Raw genomic sequence first — 25,436 nt, forward strand, 5'->3', positions numbered from 1 at the left:
GTCGGCTGCTCCGGCGCCGGGGCGCACGGCGCCGCCGCAGAAGCCTGCCGCATCCGCATCCGCGTCCGCGACCGCATCCGTGACGGAATGGGCCGTCGCCGCGATCCCCAGCTCCGCTCCGACGCCGGCGGCTCCGCAGCCGCAGTTCCCCGTCGACGACGAACCCGCTGAGGTCGAGTCCGCGGCGTCCGCTCCCCAGCCGCCGCAGGACGGAGCGGTGGATGACGAGGTGCCGCCTCTGCCGGATGACGCCGATGCCCCCGACGACGACGAGCCGCCCTACGAGCCGCCGACCATCCCGCAGCAGTCCGCGCCGCAGCGGCCGGCGCAGCAGTCCGCACCGCCGCGCTCCGCACCCGTCGCGACCGAGCGTTCCGCTGCCGCCGGCGGTGTGCAGCGTTACGGCGAGGCCGTGATCCGCCAGGTGCTCGGTGCGACGTTCGTGCGGGAAGAGCCCTATGAGCCGCCGACGAGGTTCGCCTGATGTACGACGGCATCGTTCAGGAGCTCATCGACGAGTTCGGGCGCCTTCCCGGCATCGGCCCGAAGTCGGCGCAGCGCATCACGTTCCACATCCTCCAGACACCGACGTTCGACGTCGCCCGCCTCGCCGAGCTCCTCACCGACGTGCGCGAGCGAGTGCGGTTCTGCGAGATCTGCGGCAACGTCTCCGAGCAGGACCGGTGTGCGATCTGCCGCGATCCGCGCCGCAACCCTGCGCTGATCTGCGTGGTGGAAGACGCCAAGGACGTCTCGGCCATCGAGCGCACCAGGGAGTTCCGCGGGCTCTACCATGTGCTCGGCGGGGCGATCAGCCCGATCGCAGGGGTCGGACCCGATGACCTGCGCATCACGCAGTTGATGTCGCGTCTCGCGGACGGCACGGTGCAGGAGGTCATCCTCGCGACGAACCCGAATCTCGAGGGTGAGGCGACAGCCAGTTATCTCAGCAGACTGCTGACCACGATGCAGATCACCGTGTCGCGACTGGCGTCGGGGCTGCCAGTGGGCGGCGACCTCGAGTACGCCGACGAGGTCACCCTCGGTCGCGCCTTCGAAGGCCGGCGGACATTGTGATCATCCTGCCCGTCGCCGGCATCACCGCGGCAGCGGCCGGATGAACGCTCGCGGAGGCTTCACACGCAGAGGATGGATCCTCTTCGCGATCATGGCCTTCGTCTGGGGCATCACCTACCTCTTCATCAAGGAGGCGGTGCACTCCTTCGCGCCGCCCGCCGTCGTCGCCGGTCGTACGCTTCTGGGTGGACTCGTCCTGCTGCCCTTCGCGATCCGCAGCGGCGCGCTGAAGGCGGCTTGGAAGCACTGGCCGTGGGTGCTCGCCTTCGGTCTGGTCGAGATGGCAGGACCGTTCCTGCTGCTCAGTCATGCCGAGACGCAGCTGCCCTCGGGGCTCACCGGACTCCTGGTGGCGACCGTGCCGCTGTTCGCCGTCATCATCGCCCTCATGCGGGGTGACCGCAGCGTGCTCGCGCCTGTGCGCCTCGGCGGACTCCTGCTCGGCTTCATCGGCGTCGGCGTCGTCGTAGCGGGCCCCGGCCTGTTCCCGCAGGGTCAGGCCAGCGTCTTCGCGATCGGTGAGATCCTGCTCACGGCGCTGCTGTACGCCATCGCGCCGTTCATCATCGCGCACAAGCTCGCGGACGTCCCCTCGATCGGCACCATCACACTCGCTCTGTTCGCGATCGGCCTCGGGTATCTGCCCGCCGCGCTCCTGACCCAGCACGAGGTGCCGACGATCCGCTCCACCGTGTCGCTGGTCCTCCTCGGAGTCGTCTGCACAGCCGTCGCGTTCATCGCCTTCTTCGCACTCATCCGCGAGGTCGGACCGGTGCGCGCGCCCCTGTTCACGTACATCAACCCCGTCGTCGCGATCGTGCTCGGTGCGATCGTGCTCGCGGAGCCGATCACGCCGGGACTGCTGATCGGCTTCCCCGTGATCCTCGCCGGATGCTGGTTCGCCGCGACGGGCGGGCGCCTTCGCACCCGCCGTCCCGTCATGCCCGACGGATCGCCGTCCGCAGACTGAGCAGCAGCAGAACCAGCCCTGCGCCGACGAGCATGTGCCCCACTCCGGCGATCCCGGCGATCATCTTCGACGATTCCAGCTCCTGCACCTGCAGCATCCCGTGCCACACCAGCATCGCCGAGGTCAGCACGACGCCGGCGTTGTAGATCCAGAAGAACCAGCGGAACAGTCTGCTCGCCGACAGGGCGAACACCTTCTCGAGCGCGAGCACGATCAGCAAGGCGATGAAGCCGAGCGTGAGGATGTGCGTGTGAGCGAGTCCCAACTGGCCCATCAGCCCTTCTGGGTGGCCGTTGGCCTTCGTGAACTCGCGGTAGAAGAGTCCGGCGGCGAGGCCCGCCACGGTGTAGACGGCGATCGCACGCAGAAGCAGGAGCTGGGCGGAACGTGAAGCGGTGCGGGAGACGGTGTCGTGAGTCATGACTCCAGCCTGATCGTCGCCTCTGCCGACGGGATCCATCGAATGATCGATCTCGCCGCCGGGCGTTCGGAGCGCGGAAGGGGGAGAATCGGAGCATGTCAGAGCCAGCGGTCACCGACCCCACGCGGGGGCGGATGCTGCGCTCCGCGCGCTTCGCCCTGCATCTGATCACCGTGCTGCTCGCCGTCGTCACCGCCTTCCGTGCCGCGGCCGTCGACGCGCCGCTGCTTCTCGCGCTGCTGCTCCCCGGTGTGTTCCTGGCCTGGTACGGAGCCGGCGCCGCATTCGCGCGTGGACGTTTCTCCCGCTGGTGGCTGTTCGGACTCGGCATCATCTGGGTCGTGATGCTCGCGGTTTCCGCCGAGTTCGTCTGGCTGTCCTTCCCGCTGCTGCTGCTCGCCGGGCATCTGCTGCGTGCGTGGGCATCGGTCGCCTTCGCTGCGCCCGTGCTCGCCGCGGCCATCCTCGCGCCGATCCTGCATCAGGCGCCGGTCTCGTTCGCGCACATCGCCGGTCCGCTGCTCGGCGGCGGGTTCGCACTCGCGATCTCGCTCGGCTACGACGCGCTGCTGCGAGACGCCGTCGAGCGCGACCGCCTCATCGCATCGCTGGTGCGCGCCCGTGACGAGATGGCGGCACTCCAGGAGGAGCTCGCGCACACCCAGCGCGAGGCCGGTGCGACGCAGGAGCGCACCAGGCTCGCCCGCGATCTGCACGACACCATCGCACAGGAGCTCAGCTCGATGGTCCTGCTCGCGCGCAGTGCGGATGCGGGACGGATGCCGCAGATCGAATCCCTCGCCCAGCATTCGCTGACCGACCTGCGCCGGATCGTCGCGGCCCTCGCGCCGGCCGAACTGGAGGGATCGGCGCTCACCGCGGCGATCGAGCGGATGCTGCAGGCGCTGCGCGCAGACACAGGGATCGAGGTCTCGCTCGCGGTGGATCCTGCGCTCCCCGATCTTCCGACGCCGGTCGAGGTGGTGTTCCTGCGCGTCGCGCAGTCGGCGCTCGCGAACGTGCGCCGGCACGCGCGAGCCGGCACGGTCGGCGTCGAACTGTCGATGGCCGGACCGTCTGCACGATTGTCCGTCACGGACGACGGCGTCGGATTCTCAGAGCCCGCAGCAACACCGGGCGGATCGTCGTACGGCCTCGCCGCGATGCGATCGCGGTTGCGCGAGTTCGCCGGCGAACTCGAAGTGCGCTCTGCTCCGGGCGAGGGCACATCGCTCGTCGCGACGGTGCCGGTGACGACGGCGCCGGCGGTGCCGGTGCCGGCGGTGCCTGGCACCGGGGCGCCGGGTTCCGCATCGCCGGCATCAGGGGAGAGCCGGCCATGAGCGTGCGTGTGCTGCTGATCGATGACCATCCGGTCGTCCGTGCCGGACTGCGCTCGATCATCGAGGCGAGGGGATTCCGCGTCGTCGGGGAGACCTCGACCGGCGAGGAGGCGCTCGCGCTGACACCGGGGCTGCATCCGGACGTCGTGCTGTGCGATCTGCGCCTGGGGGCCGGCATCGACGGCGTCGAGACCACCGCGGCGCTGCGACGGATGCCGGATCCTCCTGCCGTGCTGATCCTCACGACCTTCGACCACGATGCGCAGATCATCCGTGCACTCGAGGCCGGTGCGGCCGGCTATCTGCTCAAGGACGTCGACAACGACACGATCGCGCGCGCGATCATCGACGCGGCAGCCGGGGCGATGGTGCTCACGCCGGGCGGCGACGAACGCCTGATCGCCGCGCTGCGCGCGCCCCGCGTGACGCTCACCGAACGCGAGCGGGACGTGCTGATGCTGGTCGACGAGGGCGCAGCGAACAAGGAGATCGCCTCGCGACTGTACATCTCCGAATCCACCGTCAAGACCCACATCGTGCACCTGCTTGAGAAGCTGGGAGCCGCCAGCCGCACCGCTGCGGCCAGCGAGGCTCGGCGGCTCGGCCTGCTCTGAAGACTGCGCGAGCGTCACATACGCGGAGCGGAATACGCGTCGAAAGTACAATGGCCGTGGGCGGATCCGCCCGAGATCCCAGGGAGAGTACGTTGGCCCTCATTGTGCAGAAGTACGGCGGCTCCTCCGTCGCCGACGCCGAGAGCATCAAACGCGTCGCCAAGCGCATCGTCGACGCGCGACGCGCGGGCAACGACGTGGTCGTCGCGGTGAGCGCGATGGGCGACACCACGGACGAGCTGCTCGAGCTGGCGAACGAGGTCGCCCCGATCCCCGCGCCGCGCGAGATGGACATGCTGCTCAGCAGCGGGGAGCGCATCTCGATGGCGCTGCTGGCGATGGCGATCCACTCGATGGGATTCGACGCGCGCTCGTTCACCGGCAGCCAGGCCGGCATGATCACTGACGACCACCACGGCTCCGCACGCATCGTCGACGTGACGCCGGTGCGGCTGCGCGAAGCGCTCGACGAAGGTGCGATCGTGATCGTCGCCGGGTTCCAGGGGTTCAACCGCGACACCCGCGACATCACGACGCTGGGCCGTGGCGGCTCCGACACCACGGCCGTCGCGCTCGCCGCCGCGCTCGACGCGGACGTCTGCGAGATCTACAGCGACGTCGACGGCATCTACACCGCCGACCCCAGGGTCATACCGCGTGCGCAGAAGCTCGATCACGTCTCCAGCGAGGAGATGCTGGAGCTCGCGGCCAACGGTGCCAAGGTGCTCTACATCCGCGCGGTCGAGTTCGCACGCCGGCACGGCGTGCTCATCCACGCCCGCTCGACGTTCACATCGAGCGAAGGCACGTACGTTCTGGGCGAGGGCATGAAGAACCCCCGCGAAACCGAGGGAGAAGCCATGGAAGAGCCGATCGTCGCAGGTGTCGCGACAGAGCTGGGGCAGGCCAAGATCACCGTCGTCGGCGTGCCGGACGTGCCGGGCAAGGCCGCCGAGATCTTCAAGATCGTCGCGAAGTCCGGTGCGAACGTCGACATGATCGTGCAGAACGTCTCGGCAGCCGCCACCGGCCGTGCCGACATCTCGTTCACGCTCCCCAAGGGCGACGCGTCAACGGCGCTCAAGGCGCTCGCCGCCGAGCAGTCCGATGTGGGCTTCGACAGCCTGATCCATGACGACCAGATCGGCAAGCTCTCGGTCGTCGGCGCCGGCATGCGGGTGCACTCCGGTGTCTCGGCCACCCTGTTCGAAGCGCTGTCGACCGCCGGCATCAACATCGAGATGATCTCCACCTCCGAGATCCGCATCTCGGTCGTGCTGCGTGGCTCCGACCTCGCCGACGCCGCTCGCATCGTGCACACCGCATACGGTCTCGACGGCGAGGACGAGGCCGTCGTGCACGCCGGCACCGGCCGCTGAAACCCGCGATAGACTCGCCCAAACCCCGTAGGAAGAGCCTTTCATGACCCGTATCTCCGACTCAGGACACTCCGTCGCCATCGTCGGCGCCACCGGCCAGGTGGGCACCGTGATGCGTGAGATTCTCGCGGAGCGCTCGTTCCCGATCCGTGAGCTGCGGCTGTTCTCCTCCGCGCGCTCCGCCGGAACGTCGATCGCGTTCGCCGGAGTCGACGTGATCGTCGAGGACGTCGAGACGGCCGACCCCGCCGGCATCGAGATCGCGCTCTTCTCCGCGGGCGCCACGGCCAGCCGCGCCTACGCGGAGCGCTTCGCGGCCGCCGGTGCTGTCGTGATCGACAATTCCAGCGCCTGGCGGAACGACCCAGAGGTCCCGCTCGTGGTCAGCGAGGTCAACCCCCATGCGATCGATGAGCGCCCCAAGGGCATCATCGCCAACCCGAACTGCACCACGATGGCCGTCATGCCCGTCCTCAAGCCGCTCGCGGCTGAGGCCGGTCTCGAGCGGCTCATCGTCAGCACGTACCAGGCGGTCTCCGGTTCGGGGCTCGCCGGTGCGCAGGAGCTTCTCGGCCAGGTCGAGTCCGCCATCGAGCAGGGCGGCGTCCTGGAACTGGTCCACAACGGCTCGGCCATCGACTTCCCCGCACCGCAGAAGTACGTCGCACCCATCGCTTTCGACGTCATCCCGCTCGCCGGATCGATCGTCGACGACGGCTTCAACGAGACCGACGAGGAGAAGAAGCTCCGCAACGAGAGCCGCAAGATCCTCGAGCTGCCCGAGCTCCGGGTCGCCGGAACATGTGTGCGCGTTCCCGTCTTCACCGGGCACTCCCTGTCGATCCACGCGGAGTTCGCTCGAGACATCACCCCCCAGCGCGCGGCCGAGGTGCTCGCCGCAGCTCCCGGCGTCGTGCTCGAAGAGGTGCCGACGCCTCTCAAGGCCGCCGGCAACGACCCGAGCTACGTCGGCCGCATCCGCGCCGATCAGTCCGCACCCGAGAACAGGGGGCTCGTGCTGTTCGTCAGCAACGACAACCTCCGCAAGGGTGCCGCGCTGAACGCCGTGCAGATCGCAGAGATCGTCGGGGCGCGACTGAGCGTCGCGGCGTAGGGTCGACGATCCGGCGGTGGTTCGCGGCTGCGGGAGGGCGAACTAGACTGGTCTGGTGACTGAATCCGTCGACGTCGTCCTCATCGGTGGTGGCATCATGAGCGCCACACTGGGCACTCTGCTGCACGAACTCCAGCCCGACTGGAAGATCGTCGCCTTCGAGCGACTGTCCGATGTCGCCCAGGAGAGCTCGAACCCCTGGAACAACGCGGGCACGGGCCACGCGGCGCTCTGCGAGCTGAACTACATGCCGCAGAGCGACGGCGGACCGCTCGATCCCGCCAAGGCCGTCTCGATCAACGAGCAGTTCCAGCAGAGCCGCCAGTTCTGGTCGTCGCTGGTCTCCAAGGGCGTGCTCGATGAGCCGTCGACGTTCATCAACGCCACCCCGCACATGACTTTCGTGCGCGGCGAGAAGGACGTCGCCTACCTCAAGGCGCGCTACGAGGTGCTCAAGGAGCAGCCGCTGTTCGAGGGCATCGAGTACAGCGAGGACTCCCGCGTCATCAACCAGTGGGCCCCGCTGCTCATGCAGAAGCGGCGCAAGGGCGAGCCGTTCGCGGCGACCAGGGTTCCGGCCGGCACCGACGTCGACTTCGGCGCACTGACGCATCAGCTCTTCGATCACCTCGCGGCCAGTGGCGTCGAACTGCGCACGAACCAGGAAGTGCGAAAGCTCAAGAAGCAGAACGACGGCAGCTGGCGTGTGTCGTACCGGCGGGCACTGGGGCACACGCCGGGCGAGCTCAACGCGAAGTTCGTCTTCGTCGGCGCCGGCGGCTGGGCATTGAAACTTCTCCAGCGCTCCGGCATCCCGGAGATCAAGGGGTACGGCGTCTTCCCGATCGGCGGACAGTTCCTCAAGACGACGAACCCCGCTGTCGTCTCCCAGCACAAGGCGAAGGTCTACTCGCAGGCATCCGTCGGCGCGCCGCCCATGTCGGTGCCGCACCTGGACACGCGCGTGGTGGACGGTGAGGCGTCGCTGCTGTTCGGTCCGTTCGCGACGTTCAGCCCGAAGTTCCTCAAGAACGGCTCGATGTTCGACATCGTCAGCCAGGTGCGCACGCACAACCTGTGGCCGATGCTGCGGGTCGCGTTCGCCAACCCCGATCTGATCACCTACCTGGTCGGCGAGCTGCTCAAGAACCACCGCAAGAAGGTCGACGGCCTCCGCGTGTTCATGCCCACCGCCAAGGACGAGGACTGGTCGCTCATCGATGCCGGTCAGCGCGCGCAGGTCATGAAGAAGGACCAGGAGAAGGGCGGCGTGCTGCAGTTCGGCACGGAGGTCGTCTCCGCTGCCGACGGTTCGATCGCCGGGCTGCTCGGTGCATCGCCGGGTGCGTCCACGGCCGTGCCGATCATGCTGAACCTGCTGAAGAAGTGCTTCCCCGAGCAGTACGCCGGGTGGGAGCCTGCACTGCGCGAACTGATCCCGACCTACGGCGAGAAGCTCAACGAGAACCCGGCCGCTGCGGACGAGTCCATGACGGCGACGGCGGCCGCCCTCGGCATCTCGAGGTAGCAGCGCACCGTGGCGAAGCTGTACTTCCGCTACGGGGCGATGAACTCCGGCAAATCCACGGCACTGCTGCAGGCGGCGTACAACTACGAGGAGCGCGGGCAGCACGTGCTGCTCGCCAAGCCGGCGATCGACACCAAGGGTGCGAACCAGGTGGAGAGCCGCCTCGGCATGACCCGCGAGGTCGATTTCCTCATCCCGCCGGACGGTGACGCGCGTGCGCTGTTCCAGCGTGAGCGGGCGCGGATGCAGCAGCGCAACGACGAGGGGCTGATCCCCGGCGAACCGATCGATGTGGCCTGCCTGCTCATCGACGAAGCGCAGTTCCTCACGCCCGCGCAGATCGATGACCTCTTCCGGATCGCCGTGGTCGACGGCATTCCCGTGATGGCCTACGGCATCCGCAACGACTTCCTCACCCACGCCTTCCCTGGCTCGGCACGTCTGCTCGCCATCGCGCACTCGCTCGAGGAGCTCAAGACGATCTGCCGTTGCGGACGCAAAGCCGTCTTCAATGGTCGCGTGATCAACGGGCGCTTCGTGTTCGACGGCGACCAGGTGGCGATCGACGAGGGTGCAGTGGCCGGCGCCCCGGCCGACGTCGTCACGTACGAGTCGCTGTGCGGCGACTGCTACCTGCAGGAATCCGGCGGGCGTCTGGGCTGAAGCGCCCTCTGCATTTGGATTGCGTGGTCAGACCACAGCGGCTAGTCTGTGGTCAGACCACGAGATCGCTCATGGAGGATGCCGATGCCGGATGCTGCGCAGACACCGCGCGCGTGGCGCGTCGTGCTCGAGCACATCGAGCGCGACCTGCTCGACGGTCGCCTCGGCCCCGGCGACCGGCTCGCGTCGGAGCGAGATCTCGCCGCCGATCTGGGCGTCGGCCGTTCGAGCGTCCGTGAGGCGCTGCGCGTGCTCGAGGTCCTGGGGCTGATCCGCACGGCGACCGGCTCAGGGCCGCAGTCGGGCGCGATCGTGATCGCCACGCCCTCCGGTGGCATGTCGGCGCTTCTGCGGCTTCAGGTGGCCGCACAGGGCTTCGCGCTGGGCGACGTGGTGCGCACGAGGCTGGTGCTCGAGGATGCCGTCGTGTCGGATCTCGCATCGAACCCCGGCCGCGACACCGGCGCGGCCCACGGGCTGCTCGACGCGATGGATGCCGAGGGGCTCACGACCGGCGAGTTCCTCGCGCTCGACGCGCAGATGCATCTCGCGCTGGCCGAGTCCAGCGGCAACACCGTGATCGCCGCGATGATGGCGGGACTGCGCACCTCCATCGAGTCGTACGTGCTCGCCGGCTCGGCATCCATCGACGACTGGGATGCGATGGCGATCCGGTTGCGGCACGAGCACCGCGCACTGATCGCTGCGATCGACGGGGGAGATGCGGATGCCGCGCGCGCCCTCGTCCACGACCACATCACCGGCTACTACACGGCCGCCGGTCTGACCCGCACACATCCGCCTCACTGAAAGGACGGCCATGGTCACCCGCCAGGTTCCCCAGCCCTCAGAACTCCTCGAGCTCATGAAGTTCAAGAAGCCGGAGTTCGATGGACGCAAGCGCCGCCTCGACGCGGCACTCACGATCGACGACCTGCGCACTATCGCGAAGCGCCGTACGCCGAAGGCGGCGTTCGACTACACCGACGGCGCTGCGGAGGGCGAGCTGTCGCTGACGCGCGCGCGACAGGCGTTCCAGGACGTCGAGTTCCACCCCGGCATCTTCAAGCCCGCGCCCGACGTCGACACCTCCGTCGACGTCCTCGGCGGCCCCAGCGCGCTGCCGTTCGGCATCGCGCCGACGGGATTCACCCGGCTCATGCAGACCGAGGGCGAGGAGGCGGGGGCGGGTGCGGCAGCTGCCGCCGGCATCCCGTTCACGCTCTCCACGCTCGGAACGACCTCGATCGAGGGCGTGAAGGCGGCGAACCCGAACGGGCGCAACTGGTTCCAGCTCTACGTCATGCGCGACCGCGAGATCTCGTACGAGCTCACCCGCCGTGCCGCCGCTGCGGGCTTCGACACGCTGCACTTCACCGTCGACACCCCGGTCGCCGGCGCCCGCCTGCGCGACAAGCGCAACGGGTTCTCGATCCCGCCGCAGCTGACGCTCGGGACGATCATCAACGCCATTCCCCGTCCCTGGTGGTGGTGGGACTTCCTCACCACGCCGAAGCTCGAGTTCGCCTCGCTCAGCACCACGGGCGGCACGGTCGGCGAGCTGCTGGACGCCGCCATGGACCCGACGATCAGCTATGACGACCTCGCAGTGATCCGCGACCTCTGGCCGGGCCGGATCGTCATCAAGGGCGTGCAGAACGTCGAGGACTCGGTGCGCCTGCAGGACGCCGGTGTCGACGGCATCGTCCTGTCCAACCACGGCGGCCGCCAGCTCGACCGTGCACCCATCCCGTTCCACCTGCTGCCGAAGGTGCGGGCGGCGGTCGGCGACGACTTCACCGTGATGATCGACACCGGGATCATGAACGGGGCCGACATCGTCGCATCCGTCGCGCTGGGCGCGGACTTCACCCTCATCGGACGCGCATACCTGTACGGGCTGATGGCCGGCGGCCGGCAGGGCGTCGATCGCACGATCGCCATCCTGCGCACCGAGATCGAGCGCACCATGCGTCTGCTCGGCGTCGCCTCCCTCGCCGAGCTCGAGCCTGCGCATGTCACCCAGCTCACCCGGCTCGTGCCGGTGGGAGGGTCGTCGGCGCGGACGGAGGTCTCAGCCGGCTGATCGCGGTTCACGCCACTTCGCCGTGCGAGGGGGAAGCGGCACGATCATCGAGGTGCGGCGCCGGTACTCCGCGTACTCGGGGTACCTGGATGCCGAGATCGATTCCGTGAAGATCGTCGAGCCGATGAAGAGCGCGGTCAGCAGCAGCGCGCCGATGATCGTCTCGTTCAGCACGCCCCCGAAGAAGCCCAGACCGGATGCCGCGGCCGCCGTCGCACCGATCGCGTAGAACACCCACCACTGAGCCTGCTCGAAGAAGAAGTTCGGGTGGCGGCTGTAGCGGAACAGCCCGGCGGTCAGGAATCCGGATGCGCGGCCGGCGGCCTTGCTCCGGTGGAAGTTCCACTGCTGCTGGTCGGCGATCGTCTCGCCGATCAGCAGCGCGAGGAAGAGCGCCGCGAACACGGCATCCCAGGCGGTGAACGGCGCAGGATGCTGCAGCGCGAGGTGAGCGGGGAGGGTGATGAGCACGAGCAGCGTCATCTGGAACCCGATGATGAACAGCAGGTTGAAGAGCTGGAACTGCCACGGGCGCATCCGCTCGCGCAGTATCGCCCATCGGTAGTCCTCGGTGCCCGTGTACCCGCCCTTGCGCGCGAAGTTGAAGGTGAGTCTGACGCCCCACGCGGTGACGAGGACGGCCATGATCACGAGGCGAGTCGCCGCGATTCCCGAGGCGAGGGCGGCGACGGCGAAGATCCACACGTAGACGACCGGCACGATCGACCATGCGCGGTCCACCCACGAGGTGTTGCGGGTGAACAGGGACAGCAGCCAGCACGCTGCACTGGCGCACGCGGCGACGATGATGGTGAGTGTCAGCGGATCCATGCCGTAATGCTACGACCAGGCCCTCTCTGGGCGACTACAGCGTGGGGATCAGCGATTCCAGCTCGGACGTGGTGTGCTCCCACCCGGTGACCGCGATCGAACGGACGCCGAGTGCCTTGACCGGGTAGTCGTTGCCCCCCTCGTCGAGGCGGTCGCCGTAGAACAGCATGTCGCTGAGAGGGATGCCGGTGTGCTCTGCGAGGGCCTTCATGCCGTGCGCCTTGTCGATGCCGGCGAGAGTGATGTCGATCGAGGTCGAACCGCCGGAGCGCACCTCGAGTTCGGGCAGGCGGGCGGCCACGGCGTCGCGCAGTAGAGCGCGCTTCGCGCCCGAGGGGTCCCACGCCTGCTTCGCCTCGTGCGGGGCCTGCTGCCCGAGTGCGGAGAAAGTGATCTGCGACCCGCGGTCCTCGAGGATCTCGCCCCAGGGATTCGGCTCCCACAATCCGAGCCGCTCCGCCTCTTCGCGAAGCGCCTGCAGCGCGGCCGACTTCTGCTCATCCGAGAGATCGTGCGCGTAGACCGTGTCGAACCCGACGCCGTCGTGGCGCAGGTAGCGCGTGCCGCAGGTGGGCAGCAGGTGCAGACGGCCGAGGTCCACGGCATCCGCATCGCCGAGCCGGGATATCACCTGGGTGCGGAACTGCTGTTCGTTGCCGCCGGAGATGATCGCCACATCGACGCGGCGCAGGAGCGCGAGCAGCTGAGCGGCGATCCTGGGATCGATGGCGCTCTTCGACGGAGCGAGCGTGTCATCGAGGTCGAATGCGACGAGGCGGGGCGTGGTCATGATGTCTCCAGCGTAGCGAGCGTGGCGCGGCATTCTTTCCATCCGGGAAGAGAAGAAGGCCGCCCCGGAGGGCGGCCTTCTTGCAACAGTGGTCGGGGTGACAGGATTTGAACCTGCGGCCTCTTCGTCCCGAACGAAGCGCGCTACCAAGCTGCGCCACACCCCGTTGCAACCGTTTGAGTCTACAGGCAATCGTGCGCTGCGCCGAATCGACGCTCGCCCGCGCTAGGCGGACGTGCCCGGTGCCGTGAGCGTCAGCAGCGTCGCCTCCGGGCGGCACGCGAAGCGCACCGGCGCGTAGATCGAATGCCCGCAGCCGGCGCTGACGTTCAGAGGGATGCTGCGGCCACCGTGCGTCCAGGTGCTGAGCCCCTTCGCCTGCTTCAGCGGGATGTCGCAGTTCGCGACGAGAGTGCCGAAACCGGGGAGGCAGACCTGGCCGCCGTGGGTGTGCCCGCCGAAGATCGCCTGCGCGCCGAGGTCGGTGAACGAGTTGAGCACGCGCTGGTACGGGGCGTGGGTGACCCCCAGCAGGGGAGTGCCGGCATCGCGGGCGCCGAGTGCGGCGATGGCCGCCGGCACCGCATCGAGGTCGTCCCAGTCGCGGTGCGCATCGTCGACGCCGAACAGATCGATGTCGGCACCGCCGACCTGCAAGCGTGCGGCCGCGTTGTTCAGATCGGTCCAGCCGAGCTCGTCGGTGAAGTACGCGTCGAGCGCATCCGTGTCGAGGTGCTCTGGCTCCCGATGCCGCTGCGAAGGTCCGGAGAAGTAGCGCAGAGGGTTGCGCGGCGACGGACCGAACACGTCGTTGGAGCCGTGCACGAAAACGCCGGGGATGCCGGCGAAGGCGTCGAAAGCGCGGCGGATGCCCTGCAGGCCGTCGCGGTGCCCGAGATTGTCACCGGTGTTGACGACGAGGTCGGGCTCCAGCTCGGCGAGCGATGACAGCCAGTCCTGCTTGCGTCGTTGCCAGGGCGCCATGTGCGCATCCGAGACGTGCAGGACCCGGATCGGTCGCGAGCCGGCTGGGAGCGCCTCGGCCGAGGCTTCGCGAACGGTGAAGAGGTGGCGTTCGATGCCGATGCCCCACACCGCGCAGGCAGCACCGACGGCCCCCACCGCGCTGAGCGCGATGAGGGCCGGGTGTGCGGAGCGGGAGCCTGCTACGAGCACTTGACTGTCACGGCAGTCGACTTCTTCGTGGCGGTTCCGGCCGCAGGGGTGGTGCTCGTCACCGTCTTCTTGTCGTCGTCGCCGGCGGAGCACGAGGCATGCGGACTGACGGTGGTGAACCCGGCGGCCTTCAGCGCCTCCACGGCATCCGCGAGCTTGCTGCCGGACACGTCTGGCACTGTCGCTCCCTGTCCGTTGCTCGGCGAGATCGTGACGGTCGTGCCGCTGGAGACCTGGCCGGCACCGGGGTCCTGCTTGGCGATGATGCCCTTGGCGGCGTCGCTGTCGACCTCGGGCCCGACGGACACCGAGAATCCTGCGTTCTCGAGGGTCGCAGTCGCATCCGCCACACTCTGTCCGACGACGCTCGGCAGATCGACCAGTATGCGGCGGGACAGATTGGGGTCGGGCTCGGGGAAGCGGTCTCCGCCGCCGAGGACCTGATTGGCCGTGTACTGCATGTCACGGGCGACGTCGTACCGGATGTCCTGCAGGCGGTTGTCGTTGTACCACTCGTTCCAGATGTTCGCGGTGCCCTCTGTACGGCCGATGTACACGGCTGTCGTGGCCTTCGTGCTGGACTCGATCATCATCGTCGCGTAGGTCTGGTGCGACCCGGTCTTTCCGATGAGGGGAGTGCCGTCGTAGGGGTTGGCGTTCTGACCGGTGCCGCCGGAATCCATGACGCCCTGCAGTGCATACGCCGCGGTCGCCGCGACTTCGGGGCTGATCACCTGAGAGCAGCTGGTCGCCGGGATCGGCAGCTCCTCGCCCTTCTGGTTGACGACCCTGTCGATCGACTTCGGTTCGCAGAACACGCCCTTGTTCGCGACCGTCGCGTAGGCGCCGGCCATGTCGAGCGGGGCGATGGGCTTGTCGCCGAGAACGTTGTACGGATAGTTGGCATCCGTCGTCTTCGCGGTGTCCTGGGTGTTGATGTCGTACGTCGTGACGCCCATGCGGTCGGCCACGGCGTTGATGTCGCAGATCTCGAGTTTGGAGGCCATGGCGAAGTATCCGGAGTTCAACGAGTCTCTCGTGAACTGCATCGGTGTGCCGGTGTAGCCGCCGGCGTTGTCGAAGTTACCGACCTCACTGGTTTCGAGGGGGCTCGTCTCGCCGTCGCACACGTTCATGTTCAGCGTCTGGTGGCGGCCGTTGAGCGATTCTCTGACGGAATGCCCGGTCTCGAGCCAGTCGATCAGAGTGAACAGCTTGTAGGACGAGCCGACCGGGAATCCCGCGGAGCCGCCGTGCGCGTAATCTGCGGCGTACACGAGGCTCGAGTACGCCTGATCCTCGGTCGGGGTTTCCTGGAACGTCGTGTTCTGGGTCATCGCGAGAACGCGGCCCGTCGCAGGTTCGATCGTTACGCCGGCGCCTCCGAAGTGCTGGTTGTCGTAGTTGGCCGGCACGCGGTCCTTGAGAGCGGTGACAGCCGGATCCTGGATGCGCAGGTCCAGCGAGGTGTAGATCTCCAGGCCGTCGCGCTGCAGCGCCTTCACGCGCTCGGCATACGTCTCGCCGAAGGTGGTGTCGCTGAGCACCACCGTCTTCACGTACTGGCAGAAGTACGCGTTGTTGCCCGCAGCCGCGCATCCCTGCGCAGGGGGGTTGAGGGCCGGGGTGATCGGTGTCTCGATCGCCTCGGTGTGCTGCGCCTCGGTGATCTTGCCGTCTTCGTACATGCGGTTGATGACGTAGTCGCGGCGGACCTTCGTCAGCTCGTAACCGTCCTCAGCGCTGTTGACGGCCACTCCGTCGCTGTCCGTCGCGGAACCGGCAGGCTTGTCGATACGGTACCGGTTCGGGTTCTGCACGATGCCGGCGAGCGTCGCCGCCTGTGCAACCGTCAGGTTCGATGCACTCGTGTTGAAGTAGTACTTCGACGCTGCCTCGATGCCGTAGACGGTTCCGCCGAAGCTGGCGATGTTCAGGTAACCGAGCAGGATCTCGTTCTTCGAGTAGTCCTTCTCGATCTGGATGGCGTAGCGCATCTCCTGCAGCTTGCGCTCGATGCCGTCCGTGCCCACGGCGTTGGTGGCGTCGAGCCAGCACTGCGCGGTCTTGTCCGAATAGTTCTCGTCGCCGGGCAGCACCTTCTGCTCGCACTGCTGCACGAGCACATTCTTCACGTACTGCTGGCTGATCGTCGAGGCGCCGCGCGACGAGGTGCCGCGGAGGTTGTCGATCAGTGCCTTCGCCGTCGCGCCGAGGTTGACCCCGCCGTGCTCGTAGTAGCCCTTGTCCTCACTGGAGAGGATGGCGTCGTACATGACGGGCGAGATCTGATCGAAGTTGACCTGCGTGCGGTTCTGATCGAAGAACGTCGCCATCTGCACCGGCTTGCCGTCGTGACCGATCGCATAGAACGTGCTCGGCTCCATCGGCGCGTCCGGCTTCAGATACGAAGGCAGCTTGTCGAACAGATCGAGGGCTTGGGATCCGGCGGCACCGGCGACGGCGAGTGCGGGCGTGACCGTCGCGGTCACCAGGATCCCGGCGACAGCGCTGAGCCCGATCAGACCGAGAAGTCCACCGAGCACGCCTTTCGCCGTGCGATTCTTCTGAGGCATACGCTAGATCGTAGGGGAGTTCCCTGAATACCGCCTTTGACGATCGGGCTTGTCGACCGTCTCTGACCGCAGGAGTGCCATGACCACGTGGGAGTACCTCACCACCCCGTTGCTGATCCACAACACAGCCGCGATCCTCAACAACTGGGGCAAGCAGGGCTGGGAACTCGTCCAGGTCGTCCAGGGGCCGGAGGGGGGCCTCGTTGCCTACTTCAAGCGGCCGGTGTCGCAGGACGGCTCCAACAGTGCAGGACTCGCGGCCGCTGAGCAGGCCGCACGTCAGTTCGAAGGGGGTGCGCAGTGAGCCTCGAGGCGCGTCTGAGCGAGCTCGGTATCGATCTTCCGGAGGTCGCGGCTCCCGTAGCGGCGTACGTCCCCGCCGTCGTGCACGGCGGCCTCGTCTACACCTCCGGGCAGCTGCCGTTCGCAGCCGGTGCACTCCCCGCGACCGGCAAGGTCGGCACTGAGGTGACGGCGGACGACGCCAAGGCGTACGCGCGCACCTGCGCGCTGAACGCGCTCGCCGCCGCGGCCGCCGCCGCAGGCGGACTGGAGAAGATCGGTGGAGTGCTGCGCGTCGGCGGCTTCGTCGCATCCGATCCGGCCTTCACCGGCCAGCCCGGCGTCATCAACGGTGCGAGCGACGTGCTCGGCGAGATCTTCGGCGACTCAGGGCAGCACGCCCGCGCGGCTGTCGGGGTCTCGGTTCTGCCGCTCGACAGCCCCGTCGAGGTAGAGGTCACCTTCATCCTCGCCTGAACGCGATGAGAAAGGTCCCCGCGCTCGATGGGCGTGGGGACCTTTCCCTTTGATCCGGTTACTTGACCTGCGCCGAGATGATGCTCATCACCGCGGTGTCGGCCAGTGTCGTGGTGTCTCCGACCTCACGGCCCTCTGCGACATCGCGCAGCAGGCGGCGCATGATCTTTCCGGAGCGGGTCTTGGGCAGCTCGCCGACGATGTAGACGTCGCGCGGCCGCGCGATCGCGCCGATCTGCTCGCCGACCCATTGGCGCAGCTGCGTCGCGAGCCCCGCCGCGTCGTGAGCGGAGAGGTAGCTCTCCTTGATGATCACGAAGGCGACCACGGCCTGGCCGGTGGTCTCATCCGACGCACCGACCACTGCGGCCTCCGCCGTGGCCTCGTGCGCCACGAGCGACGATTCGATCTCGGCGGTCGACAGGCGATGGCCTGAGACGTTCATCACATCGTCGACGCGTCCGAGCAGCCACAGATCGCCGTCCTCGTCGAGGCGCGCACCATCGCCGGCGAAGTAGTAGCCCTGCTTCTCGAACTTCTCCCAGTACGTCTCCTTGTACCGTTCCGGATCGCCCCAGATGCCGCGCAGCATGCTCGGCCACGGCTCCGTGATCACGAGCAGACCGCCCTTGCCGTTGCCGGCCTCTTCGCCGGATTCGTCGACCACATCGATCGTGATGCCGGGCAGGGGCACCTGCGCAGAGCCCGGCTTGGTCGCCGTCACACCGGGCAGCGGCGACACCATGATCGCCCCGGTCTCGGTCTGCCACCACGTGTCGACGATCGGGGTGTCGCCTCCGCCGATCACCTCCCGGTACCACATCCACGCTTCGGGGTTGATGGGCTCGCCCACCGATCCGAGCAGACGGATGGAGGACAGATCGAACTTCTTGGGAACGCTGCGCCCGATCTTCATGAACGAGCGGATCGCGGTCGGCGCCGTGTAGAAGATCGTCACGCCGTACTTCTCGATGATCTCCCACCAGCGTCCGGGATGCGGAGCATCCGGTGTGCCCTCGTAGAGCACCTGCGTGGCGCCGTTGGCCAACGGGCCGTAGGCGACGTAGGTGTGACCGGTGACCCAGCCGATGTCGGCCGTGCACCAGAACACGTCGGACTCCGGCTTCAGATCGAACACGTTCTTATGGGTGTAGGCCGCCTGGGTGAGGTATCCGCCCGAGGTGTGCAGGATGCCCTTCGGCTTCCCGGTGGTGCCGGAGGTGTACAGGATGAACAGCGGGTTCTCGGCGGGGAACGCCTGAGCGTCGTGCTCGGCGGACGCCGCGGGCACGGCATCGTGCCACCACACGTCGCGGCCTTCGACCCAGTCCACGTCGTTCTCGCCGCGCTTGACGACGAGGACGTGCTCGACGGTCTGCTGCACGCCGTCTCCTCGATCGCTGAGGGCCTGATCGACAGCGGGCTTGAGCGCCGACACGCGGCCCTTGCGATAGCCGCCGTCGGCGGTGATGACGACCTTGGCGCCGGCATCGTCGATGCGTGAGCGGAGACTGTCGGCGCTGAAACCGCCGAAGACGACGGAGTGGACGGCGCCGAGTCGCGCGACGGCGAGCATCGACGCGACGGCCTCGGGGATCATCGGGAGGTAGATCGCGACACGATCTCCCGGCCCGACTCCGAATCCGGACAGCACGTTCGCGACGCGCTTGACCTCATCGGTCAGCTCGGCGTACGTGATGCGTCGTGAATCGCCTGGCTCGCCCTCCCAGAGGATCGCGACGCGGTCGCCGTTGCCCTCCTCGACGTGGCGATCGAGGCAGTTGTAGGCGACGTTGAGCTCGCCGTCGTCGAACCATTTGGCGAAAGGCGGAGTCGACCAGTCGAGGACACGTGTGAAGGGCTTGTGCCAGTGGATGAGCTCGCGGGCCTGATCGCCCCAGAACGCCTCCCGGTCGGTCGCTGCACGGTCGTATATCTCCGGCTGAGCGACGGCGGCGGCGGCGAAATCCTCGGACGGCGGGAACCTGCGGGTCTCGTCGAGGAGATGGTCGATCTGGCTGCTCATGGCATGCGCTCCTTTGCGGCGGGACGAGGTCATGCAGAGCGCACGACCATGACACGGTGAATCTAGTCTGCGCCTGTTCCGGTCAATACTGCCGAAAGTCGGTAACCGCGTGGGTTTTGTGAGGACGGCTGCCATGCGTACACTCGACGACAGCCGCAATTTGATTCGGCCTCGGCGTGCCCGTTCTCCCCGGACCGGCACGCCTCTGGGCGGCATCCCATTCCCCCCGTGAGGTGCCGCCCTTCTCTGTGTCCGCAGTCGTTCTGCACCGCAGGGACCACGCGACGGATTCCGCACAGCACGTGCGATAGCCGCGTGTGCGCGATCGCGGCGGCGCATAGCGTCGGGGCATGCCACAGCCGTTCATCATCCAGCCGCGCGATGCGGCGCCCGTGTCGGTCGGCGGACGTGCCGTCCCCGTCGATCTGGACGCCGCGTTCGGGCCGCTCGCCGAGCACTGCGACGATCCGCGGGTGACGGATGTCTTCGTGAACGGCACGGACGGATTGTTCGTCGACCGCGGCGACGGCGCAGAGCGGGTGGCCGGATGGGCGGCATCAGAGCGGGAGGTGCGCGACCTCGCCGTCGCGCTGATCGGAGCGGGCGGCCGTCACCTGGATGACCAGTCGCCCTGTGTCGATGTGCGGTTGGCGTCCGGAATCCGCGTGCACGCGGTGCTCGCGCCGGTGTCGGCATCCGGTACCGCGGTGTCGGTGCGCATCCCCCGGGTGCGGGCGGCTGATCTCGACGCGCTGGCGGCACTGGGAGCGTTCGACGGGGCGCAGCAGGCCTGGCTGGAGCAGCTGGTCGCGGATCGCGCGAACATCCTCATCACCGGAGGCACCGGGACCGGCAAGACGACCCTGCTGACCGCGCTGCTGCACAGCGTTCCAGCGGCTGAGCGCATCGTCACGATCGAGGATGTCGCAGAACTGCGCCCTGCGCATCCGCACCATGTGGCGCTCGAGGCGCGACAGGCCAATCTGGAGGGAGCCGGCTCCATCACCCTCGCGCGTCTCGTGCGCGAGTCGCTGCGGATGCGGCCCGACCGGCTCGTGGTGGGCGAGTGTCGCGGCGAGGAGGTGCGGGAGCTCCTCTCGGCGCTGAACACGGGACATGACGGCGGCGCGGGAACCCTCCACGCCAGCGGGCTCGTCGATGTGCCGGCGCGCCTGGAGGCGCTCGGTGCACTGGCCGGGATGGATGCCACAGCGCTGGCGCGGCAGGCCGTCAGTGCATTCACGATCGTGGTGCATCTCGCCCGTGGGGGTGACGGTGTGCGCCGTATCGCGAAGGTCGGACGATTTCTGCTGCGCGCGGATCGGCTGGACATCGAGGAGGTGCGGCCGTGGTGAGGCTCGCGTCGATGAGCGCTCTGCGAACGGCGCGACGGTCGGATGCCGGTGCCGAGGAGGCGGCGGTGGCGGTGCGCACCCTCGCGGTCCTGCTGCAGGCGGGTGCCGTTCCTCTCAATGCCTGGCGTCACCTCGCCGATTCCGGTGATGCGCACGCGGAGAGCGTGGTCGCGCGCTGCGATGACGGTGCCGCGCTCGTGGACGCGATCGAGGCCGAGGGCGGCGCGTGGGCGGACGTCGCCGCGGCGTGGGATGTCGCGACGACCGTGGGGGCTCCCCTCGCCGAAGTGCTCAGATCGCTCGCGGAGACGATGCGCGATGCGGCCGCTGCGGCCGACGACGTTCGCATCGCGCTCGCAGAGCCGGCGGGCACGGCGCGACTGCTCCTGTGGATGCCGCTCGCCGGCCTCCTGCTTGGATTCGCCCTCGGCTTCGACACGGTCGGCGTGCTGTTCACCAACCCCATCGGCATCGCGTGCCTGATCGGCGGATCACTGCTCGTGCTCGGTGCGCGCCTCTGGACGAGACGCCTGCTGCGACGTGCGCAGCCGGATCAGGGGACACCGGGCATGCACGCAGAGCTCATGTCGGTCGCTCTCTCGGGCGGCGCCTCGATCGAGCGCTCCCTGCGGCTCGTCGACGACAGCCCGGCGCGCGACCGTATCAGCGGCGAGCACACCAGGGGCGTGCTCGAACTGTCGCGTGCGGCGGGCGTACCGGCGGGAGAGCTGCTGAGAGCAGCGGCCGCCCAAGAGCGCCATGATGCACGCATACACGGCCGGCTGCGCGCCGCCAAGCTCTCGTCGCAGCTGCTCATACCGCTCGGCGTCTGCACGCTGCCCGCCTTCCTGCTGCTCGGCGTCGCGCCGCTGATGCTCTCCGTCATGTCATCGACCCCGCTGCCCATCTGACGGCAGCACAACAGAAAGAAGGAACATCATGAACTCCATCCCGACCCTCACCAGGCGCCGTGCTGCGTCGCTCTTCACCGATGAATCCGGGGCCGCCACGGCGGAGTACGCCATCACGACGATGGCGGCGGTCGCCTTCGCCGGGCTGCTGGTCGTCATCATGCGCTCGGATGAGGTGCGCGGCATCCTCACGGACCTCGTGCGCCGTGCGCTCACTGTCTCGTAGACAGCGACAGGGCTCGAGCGAGCGATGAGCGACGCATGAGGAAGAACGCCGACTCCGAGCGGGGATCGGTCGCCGCCGAGCTGGCGATCACGCTCCCGGCGGTGGTGCTCGCACTGCTGCTGGGGGCGGGCGCGCTCGGCGCAGCCGCACGGCAGGTGTCGCTGCAGGATGCCGTCGCAGACGCTGCACGTCTGCTCGGACGCGGCGAGAGCGCGGCGATCGCGCACGCTGCCGTGACGGCATCCGTCGACGACGCACGCGTGTCGAGCGAGCTGCGCGGCGACCTCAGCTGCGTGAGCGCCCGCGTGGACGCGGTGATTGGACGCGTGATCCACATCCCGCTCACGGCGTCGAGCTGCGCCCTCAGCGGGGGGCTCTGATGGCGGGCAGCGCCCTGGCCGCCGGTGTGCTGGCCGTTGCGGCTTCACTGTCCCTCGGCCTGGCGGCGGTCGGCGGCGCATCGGTCACGGCGCAGCGCGTCGCCGGCGCGGCGGATGCTGCCGCGCTCGCGGCCGCCGACGCGTCATCCGGCGCGATCGTCACCGGTGAGGAGCCCTGCGCCCTCGCGGCGAGGGTGGCGGCGGCATCGGGAGCGACCCTGGTGTCGTGCCTGTTGGAAGGCCCGGTGGCGACCGTGCAGGTCGAGGCGGCGTACGCTGGTCTTGCTGCCGTCTCCCGCGCCCGTGCCGGGCCACCCGAGGGATTCTGACGGTTCCACCCACGGCTCCGCTGTGAATGCACCACGACAGTGGTGTGTATGGTGTGCTTCGAAGAAAGGACGCACCCTTGGCTGAAGGCAAGAAGCTCGTCATCGTCGAGTCTCCGACGAAGATGAGGTCGATTCAGGGGTACCTCGGCGACGACTACGAGGTGCTCAGCTCCGTCGGCCATATCCGCGACCTCGCTGACAAGAAGGACATCCCCGCCGCCGACAAGGCCGCGTACGGGAAGTACTCGATCGACATCGACAACGGCTTCGATCCGTACTACGTCGTGTCGGATCGCAAGACGAAGACCGTCGCCGAACTCAAGCGCGCGCTCAAGAACGCCGGCGAGCTCCTGCTCGCCACTGATGAGGACCGCGAAGGCGAGGCGATCGCCTGGCACCTGCTGGAGACGCTGAAGCCGAAGGTGCCCGTCAAGCGCATGGTGTTCCACGAGATCACCAAGGACGCGATCCAGGCCGCCGTCGGCAACACCCGCGAGCTCGACCTCGCGCTCGTCGACGCGCAGGAGACCCGCCGCATCCTCGATCGCCTGTACGGGTGGGATGTCTCGCCCGTGCTCTGGTACAAGGTCAAGACAGGCCTCTCCGCTGGACGCGTGCAGTCCGCTGCCACGCGCATGATCGTCGAGCGCGAGCGCGAGCGCATGGCGTTCGTCTCCGCCGACTACTGGGACGTCGAGGCATCCGCCTCCGCCACCGGAACCGCATTCAAGGTGCGTCTGGTGCGCGTCGACGGCGGCCAGCTCGCCCGAGGCACGGACTTCGACGACAACGGAAAGCTCAAGAAGGCCGTCGTCGTTCTCGACGAGAAGAGGGCGCTGACCCTCGCGCACGCTGTCGACGCCGCCGGCGCAGGCACCGTCACCAAGGTCGAGGCCAAGCCGGGCACGCGCAGCCCGTACGCCCCTTTCACCACCTCCACGCTGCAGCAGGAGGCAGGACGCAAGCTCTCGATGAGCGCGAAGCAGGCGATGAGCGTCGCCCAGCGCCTCTACGAGAAGGGCTTCATCACCTATATGCGAACGGACTCCGTCGCCCTGAGCACCCAGGCGGTGCAGGCGGCACGGAGCCAGGCCGTCGCGCTGTACGGCGACAAGGCCGTTCCCCTCAAGCCCCGCGTGTACAAGTCCAAGAGCAGGAACGCGCAGGAGGCCCACGAGGCGATCCGCCCGTCTGGCGAGAACTTCCGCAAGCCCGCATCCGTCTCCGGCGAGCTCGACCGCGAGGAGCTGCGCCTCTACGACCTCATCTGGAAGCGCACCGTCGCGAGCCAGATGGCCGACGCGAAGTACGAGACCACCACCGTGACGCTGGCCGTGCAGGCCGCCGGCGAGGTCGCCGAGTTCACGGCGTCCGGCACCGTCTACACATTCAAGGGCTTCCTCGAGGCCTATGAAGAGGGCAAGGACGAGAAGCGCGGAGACGCCGACGCGGACTCGAACCAGTCGCTTCCCGCCGTCGCCGTCGGCGACGAGCTGGGCATGTCGGATGCTGAGGCGAAGGGGCACAAGACCACCCCGAAGCCGCGCTACACCGAGGCATCGCTGGTCAAGGCGCTCGAGGAGCACGGCATCGGACGCCCCTCGACGTTCGCCAGCATCATCGGCACGGTGATCGATCGCGGCTATGCCACCAAGCGCGGCCAGGCACTCGTACCGACCTGGATGGCGTTCAGCGTCGTGCGGCTGCTCGAGGAGCACTTCGCAGATCTGATCGACTACGACTTCACGGCAGCGCTCGAGGATGACCTCGACGCGATCGCCCGAGGCGAGCAGAAGCGCGTCGAATGGTTGAAGTCGTTCTACTTCGGCACCGAGGCGCAGGTCGGCCTGCGGCAGGTCGTCGACAACCTCGGCGAGATCGACGCCCGCGCGCTCAACTCCACGCCGATCACCGACACCGCCACGCTGCGTTTCGGCAAGTACGGCCCGTACCTCGAGGTCATCGACCCTGCGAAGCCCGAAGAACGCGGACGCATCGTCAACGTTCCGGAGGACCTCGCGCCCGACGAACTGACCGCGGCAAAGGCGCAGGAGCTCATCGATGCTCCGGTGGCCGGCGACCGTGTGCTGGGGGAGAACCCTGAGAACGGTCGGGTCATCGTGGTCAAGGACGGCCGATACGGCCCCTACGTGCAGGAGAACCTGCCGGAGGAGGACGTCGCGGTCGACGAGGCCACCGGTGAAGTCGTCGACAAGCCCAAGAAGAAGACCGCGAAGAAGGATGCGCCGAAGCCGCGCACGTCCTCGCTCTTCCGGTCGATGTCCGTGGAGGACATCGCCCTCGACACCGCGCTGACGCTGTTGAGCCTGCCGCGCGTCGTCGGCAACGATCCGGAGACCGGCGACGAGATCACCGCGCAGAACGGCCGCTACGGCCCGTACCTGAAGAAGGGCACGGACTCGCGTTCGCTCGAGAGCGAACAGCAGATCTTCGATGTGACTCTGGAGCAGGCACTCGCTATCTATGCGCAGCCGAAGTACGGTGCAGGATCGCGCCGTGCGTCCAGTGCGCTCGCCGAGTTCGAGGCCGATCCCGTCAGCGGCAAGCCGATCCGCATCCGCGATGGACGCTTCGGCGCCTATGTCACCGACGGCGAGACGAACGTCACGATCCCTCGCGGGCAGAAGCCCGAGGACATCACATTCGAGATCGCCGTGCAGATGCTCGCCGACAAGCGCGCCAAGGGGCCCGCTCCCAAGCGCGGTGCCAAGAAGGCTCCCGCCAAGAAGCCGGCAGCGAAGAAGCCGGCAGCGAAGAAGCCAGCGGCGAAGACCGACGATGAGAAGGCCGCTGCACGTTCGGCTGCGGCGAAGAAGGCCGCTGCCACCCGAGCCGCGAACGCGGCGAAGAAGAAGTAGGCG

Annotated in this window: 24 protein-coding genes, 1 tRNA gene and 1 pseudogene; 19 read left to right on the top strand and 7 right to left on the bottom strand. The window is 68.1% G+C overall.

From position 1 onward, the window contains the following. From ACNPNP_RS18015 to ACNPNP_RS18025, 3 genes and pseudogenes are all read left to right on the top strand, one after another. Positions 1 to 484, top strand: a pseudogene (locus ACNPNP_RS18015) (DNA polymerase III subunit gamma and tau); the annotation flags it as partial. After that, on the top strand, positions 484 to 1,077 hold the full coding sequence (gene recR / locus ACNPNP_RS18020; RefSeq protein ID WP_307358149.1) for a recombination mediator RecR: 594 nt from the start codon (positions 484 to 486) through the stop codon (positions 1,075 to 1,077). The pseudogene ACNPNP_RS18015 and the gene recR, both read left to right, overlap by 1 nt. A gap of 40 nt (positions 1,078 to 1,117) precedes the next feature. Further along, on the top strand, positions 1,118 to 2,047 hold the full coding sequence (locus ACNPNP_RS18025; RefSeq protein WP_448967427.1) for a DMT family transporter: 930 nt from the start codon (positions 1,118 to 1,120) through the stop codon (positions 2,045 to 2,047). Here the strand turns inward: ACNPNP_RS18025 and ACNPNP_RS18030 are convergent. Next, positions 2,016 to 2,468 carry a DUF2871 domain-containing protein gene (locus tag ACNPNP_RS18030; protein WP_448967428.1) on the bottom strand — a complete coding sequence of 151 codons (453 nt, stop codon included), beginning with the start codon at positions 2,466 to 2,468 and terminating at the stop codon, positions 2,016 to 2,018. The two genes, ACNPNP_RS18025 and ACNPNP_RS18030, sit on opposite strands and share 32 nt — an antisense overlap. A 95-nt stretch (positions 2,469 to 2,563) precedes the next feature. Between ACNPNP_RS18030 and ACNPNP_RS18035 the strand changes: the two genes are divergently transcribed. From ACNPNP_RS18035 to ACNPNP_RS18070, 8 genes are all read left to right on the top strand, one after another. Further along, positions 2,564 to 3,811 (top strand): sensor histidine kinase, encoded by a 1,248-nt coding sequence (locus tag ACNPNP_RS18035; protein WP_448967429.1) that lies wholly within the window; start codon positions 2,564 to 2,566, stop codon positions 3,809 to 3,811. Then, complete coding sequence (locus ACNPNP_RS18040) at positions 3,808 to 4,425, top strand: response regulator (RefSeq protein WP_448967430.1); 618 nt, start codon at positions 3,808 to 3,810, stop codon at positions 4,423 to 4,425. Before ACNPNP_RS18035 ends, ACNPNP_RS18040 begins: the two co-directional genes overlap by 4 nt. Positions 4,426 to 4,517: 92 nt before the next feature. Then, the gene (locus ACNPNP_RS18045) at positions 4,518 to 5,804 is read left to right on the top strand and encodes an aspartate kinase (RefSeq protein ID WP_448967431.1); all 1,287 of its coding nucleotides are present in this window, start codon (positions 4,518 to 4,520) and stop codon (positions 5,802 to 5,804) included. A gap of 43 nt (positions 5,805 to 5,847) precedes the next feature. Continuing rightward, complete coding sequence (locus tag ACNPNP_RS18050; RefSeq protein WP_448967432.1) at positions 5,848 to 6,918, top strand: aspartate-semialdehyde dehydrogenase; 1,071 nt, start codon at positions 5,848 to 5,850, stop codon at positions 6,916 to 6,918. 97 nt (positions 6,919 to 7,015) lie between these two features. After that, on the top strand, positions 7,016 to 8,446 hold the full coding sequence (mqo, locus tag ACNPNP_RS18055; RefSeq protein ID WP_448967790.1) for a malate dehydrogenase (quinone): 1,431 nt from the start codon (positions 7,016 to 7,018) through the stop codon (positions 8,444 to 8,446). 9 nt (positions 8,447 to 8,455) lie between these two features. Next, positions 8,456 to 9,109 carry a thymidine kinase gene (locus ACNPNP_RS18060; RefSeq protein WP_448967433.1) on the top strand — a complete coding sequence of 218 codons (654 nt, stop codon included), beginning with the start codon at positions 8,456 to 8,458 and terminating at the stop codon, positions 9,107 to 9,109. A gap of 84 nt (positions 9,110 to 9,193) precedes the next feature. Next, positions 9,194 to 9,919 carry a FadR/GntR family transcriptional regulator gene (locus ACNPNP_RS18065; protein WP_448967434.1) on the top strand — a complete coding sequence of 242 codons (726 nt, stop codon included), beginning with the start codon at positions 9,194 to 9,196 and terminating at the stop codon, positions 9,917 to 9,919. Between the two features lie 10 nt (positions 9,920 to 9,929). Then, complete coding sequence (locus ACNPNP_RS18070) at positions 9,930 to 11,195, top strand: alpha-hydroxy acid oxidase (protein WP_448967435.1); 1,266 nt, start codon at positions 9,930 to 9,932, stop codon at positions 11,193 to 11,195. Here ACNPNP_RS18070 and ACNPNP_RS18075 read toward each other — a convergent pair. From ACNPNP_RS18075 to ACNPNP_RS18095, 5 genes are all read right to left on the bottom strand, one after another. Further along, on the bottom strand, positions 11,184 to 12,026 hold the full coding sequence (locus tag ACNPNP_RS18075) for a DUF1295 domain-containing protein (RefSeq protein WP_448967436.1): 843 nt from the start codon (positions 12,024 to 12,026) through the stop codon (positions 11,184 to 11,186). The genes ACNPNP_RS18070 and ACNPNP_RS18075 overlap by 12 nt on opposite strands. 34 nt (positions 12,027 to 12,060) lie before the next feature. Continuing rightward, positions 12,061 to 12,816 (bottom strand): HAD-IIB family hydrolase, encoded by a 756-nt coding sequence (locus ACNPNP_RS18080; RefSeq protein WP_448967437.1) that lies wholly within the window; start codon positions 12,814 to 12,816, stop codon positions 12,061 to 12,063. Between the two features lie 89 nt (positions 12,817 to 12,905). Further along, positions 12,906 to 12,982: transfer RNA gene (locus ACNPNP_RS18085), tRNA-Pro, on the bottom strand. Positions 12,983 to 13,041: 59 nt separating this feature from the next. Further along, on the bottom strand, positions 13,042 to 13,992 hold the full coding sequence (locus ACNPNP_RS18090; RefSeq protein WP_448967438.1) for a metallophosphoesterase: 951 nt from the start codon (positions 13,990 to 13,992) through the stop codon (positions 13,042 to 13,044). After that, complete coding sequence (locus ACNPNP_RS18095) at positions 13,983 to 16,568, bottom strand: transglycosylase domain-containing protein (RefSeq protein ID WP_448967439.1); 2,586 nt, start codon at positions 16,566 to 16,568, stop codon at positions 13,983 to 13,985. The genes ACNPNP_RS18090 and ACNPNP_RS18095 overlap by 10 nt, the downstream gene beginning before the upstream one ends. Positions 16,569 to 16,647: 79 nt before the next feature. On the opposite strand from ACNPNP_RS18095, the gene ACNPNP_RS18100 reads away from it, so the two are divergent. Both ACNPNP_RS18100 and ACNPNP_RS18105 read left to right on the top strand, forming a co-directional pair. After that, a complete protein-coding gene (locus ACNPNP_RS18100) occupies positions 16,648 to 16,872 on the top strand; it encodes a Sp36 family protein (protein WP_448967440.1) in 225 nt (74 codons plus the stop codon). After that, on the top strand, positions 16,869 to 17,327 hold the full coding sequence (locus ACNPNP_RS18105) for a RidA family protein (RefSeq protein WP_448967441.1): 459 nt from the start codon (positions 16,869 to 16,871) through the stop codon (positions 17,325 to 17,327). The genes ACNPNP_RS18100 and ACNPNP_RS18105 overlap by 4 nt, the downstream gene beginning before the upstream one ends. A gap of 58 nt (positions 17,328 to 17,385) precedes the next feature. Here ACNPNP_RS18105 and acs read toward each other — a convergent pair whose 3' ends face one another. Then, a complete protein-coding gene (gene acs, locus ACNPNP_RS18110; protein ID WP_448967442.1) occupies positions 17,386 to 19,353 on the bottom strand; it encodes an acetate--CoA ligase in 1,968 nt (655 codons plus the stop codon). A 350-nt stretch (positions 19,354 to 19,703) separates the two neighbouring features. On the opposite strand from acs, the gene ACNPNP_RS18115 reads away from it, so the two are divergent. The 6 genes from ACNPNP_RS18115 to topA all read left to right on the top strand — a co-directional run bounded on the left by ACNPNP_RS18115 (position 19,704) and on the right by topA (position 25,433). Then, positions 19,704 to 20,708 (top strand): TadA family conjugal transfer-associated ATPase, encoded by a 1,005-nt coding sequence (locus tag ACNPNP_RS18115; RefSeq protein WP_448967443.1) that lies wholly within the window; start codon positions 19,704 to 19,706, stop codon positions 20,706 to 20,708. Positions 20,709 to 20,719: 11 nt separating this feature from the next. Beyond that, on the top strand, positions 20,720 to 21,619 hold the full coding sequence (locus ACNPNP_RS18120) for a type II secretion system F family protein (protein WP_448967444.1): 900 nt from the start codon (positions 20,720 to 20,722) through the stop codon (positions 21,617 to 21,619). Between the two features lie 28 nt (positions 21,620 to 21,647). Beyond that, positions 21,648 to 21,845, top strand: a complete 198-nt coding sequence (locus ACNPNP_RS18125; RefSeq protein WP_259063896.1) for a DUF4244 domain-containing protein — start codon at positions 21,648 to 21,650, stop codon at positions 21,843 to 21,845. Between the two features lie 35 nt (positions 21,846 to 21,880). After that, positions 21,881 to 22,225 carry a TadE family type IV pilus minor pilin gene (locus tag ACNPNP_RS18130; RefSeq protein ID WP_448967445.1) on the top strand — a complete coding sequence of 115 codons (345 nt, stop codon included), beginning with the start codon at positions 21,881 to 21,883 and terminating at the stop codon, positions 22,223 to 22,225. Next, on the top strand, positions 22,225 to 22,554 hold the full coding sequence (locus ACNPNP_RS18135; protein WP_448967446.1) for an Rv3654c family TadE-like protein: 330 nt from the start codon (positions 22,225 to 22,227) through the stop codon (positions 22,552 to 22,554). Before ACNPNP_RS18130 ends, ACNPNP_RS18135 begins: the two co-directional genes overlap by 1 nt. Positions 22,555 to 22,631: 77 nt before the next feature. Continuing rightward, positions 22,632 to 25,433: a type I DNA topoisomerase gene (gene topA, locus ACNPNP_RS18140; protein ID WP_448967447.1), complete on the top strand. Its 2,802-nt coding sequence runs from the start codon at positions 22,632 to 22,634 to the stop codon at positions 25,431 to 25,433. The last annotated feature ends 3 nt before the right edge of the window (positions 25,434 to 25,436 follow it).

The organism is Microbacterium xerophyticum (assembly GCF_053543555.1).

Bases quoted from the DNA above. Each gene is read 5' to 3' on its own strand.
- ACNPNP_RS18065 (WP_448967434.1), top strand. From the start codon at position 9,194: ATGCCGGATGCTGCGCAGACACCGCGCGCGTGGCGCGTCGTGCTCGAG.
- acs (WP_448967442.1), bottom strand. From the start codon at position 19,353: ATGAGCAGCCAGATCGACCATCTCCTCGACGAGACCCGCAGGTTCCCG.
- ACNPNP_RS18100 (WP_448967440.1), top strand. From the start codon at position 16,648: ATGACCACGTGGGAGTACCTCACCACCCCGTTGCTGATCCACAACACA.
- ACNPNP_RS18040 (WP_448967430.1), top strand. From the start codon at position 3,808: ATGAGCGTGCGTGTGCTGCTGATCGATGACCATCCGGTCGTCCGTGCC.
- ACNPNP_RS18050 (WP_448967432.1), top strand. From the start codon at position 5,848: ATGACCCGTATCTCCGACTCAGGACACTCCGTCGCCATCGTCGGCGCC.
- ACNPNP_RS18135 (WP_448967446.1), top strand. From the start codon at position 22,225: ATGGCGGGCAGCGCCCTGGCCGCCGGTGTGCTGGCCGTTGCGGCTTCA.
- ACNPNP_RS18075 (WP_448967436.1), bottom strand. From the start codon at position 12,026: ATGGATCCGCTGACACTCACCATCATCGTCGCCGCGTGCGCCAGTGCA.
- ACNPNP_RS18035 (WP_448967429.1), top strand. From the start codon at position 2,564: ATGTCAGAGCCAGCGGTCACCGACCCCACGCGGGGGCGGATGCTGCGC.
- ACNPNP_RS18025 (WP_448967427.1), top strand. From the start codon at position 1,118: ATGAACGCTCGCGGAGGCTTCACACGCAGAGGATGGATCCTCTTCGCG.
- ACNPNP_RS18030 (WP_448967428.1), bottom strand. From the start codon at position 2,468: ATGACTCACGACACCGTCTCCCGCACCGCTTCACGTTCCGCCCAGCTC.
- ACNPNP_RS18070 (WP_448967435.1), top strand. From the start codon at position 9,930: ATGGTCACCCGCCAGGTTCCCCAGCCCTCAGAACTCCTCGAGCTCATG.
- recR (WP_307358149.1), top strand. From the start codon at position 484: ATGTACGACGGCATCGTTCAGGAGCTCATCGACGAGTTCGGGCGCCTT.
- ACNPNP_RS18115 (WP_448967443.1), top strand. From the start codon at position 19,704: ATGCCACAGCCGTTCATCATCCAGCCGCGCGATGCGGCGCCCGTGTCG.
- ACNPNP_RS18130 (WP_448967445.1), top strand. From the start codon at position 21,881: ATGAGGAAGAACGCCGACTCCGAGCGGGGATCGGTCGCCGCCGAGCTG.
- ACNPNP_RS18120 (WP_448967444.1), top strand. From the start codon at position 20,720: ATGAGCGCTCTGCGAACGGCGCGACGGTCGGATGCCGGTGCCGAGGAG.
- mqo (WP_448967790.1), top strand. From the start codon at position 7,016: ATGAGCGCCACACTGGGCACTCTGCTGCACGAACTCCAGCCCGACTGG.
- ACNPNP_RS18125 (WP_259063896.1), top strand. From the start codon at position 21,648: ATGAACTCCATCCCGACCCTCACCAGGCGCCGTGCTGCGTCGCTCTTC.
- ACNPNP_RS18095 (WP_448967439.1), bottom strand. From the start codon at position 16,568: ATGCCTCAGAAGAATCGCACGGCGAAAGGCGTGCTCGGTGGACTTCTC.
- ACNPNP_RS18080 (WP_448967437.1), bottom strand. From the start codon at position 12,816: ATGACCACGCCCCGCCTCGTCGCATTCGACCTCGATGACACGCTCGCT.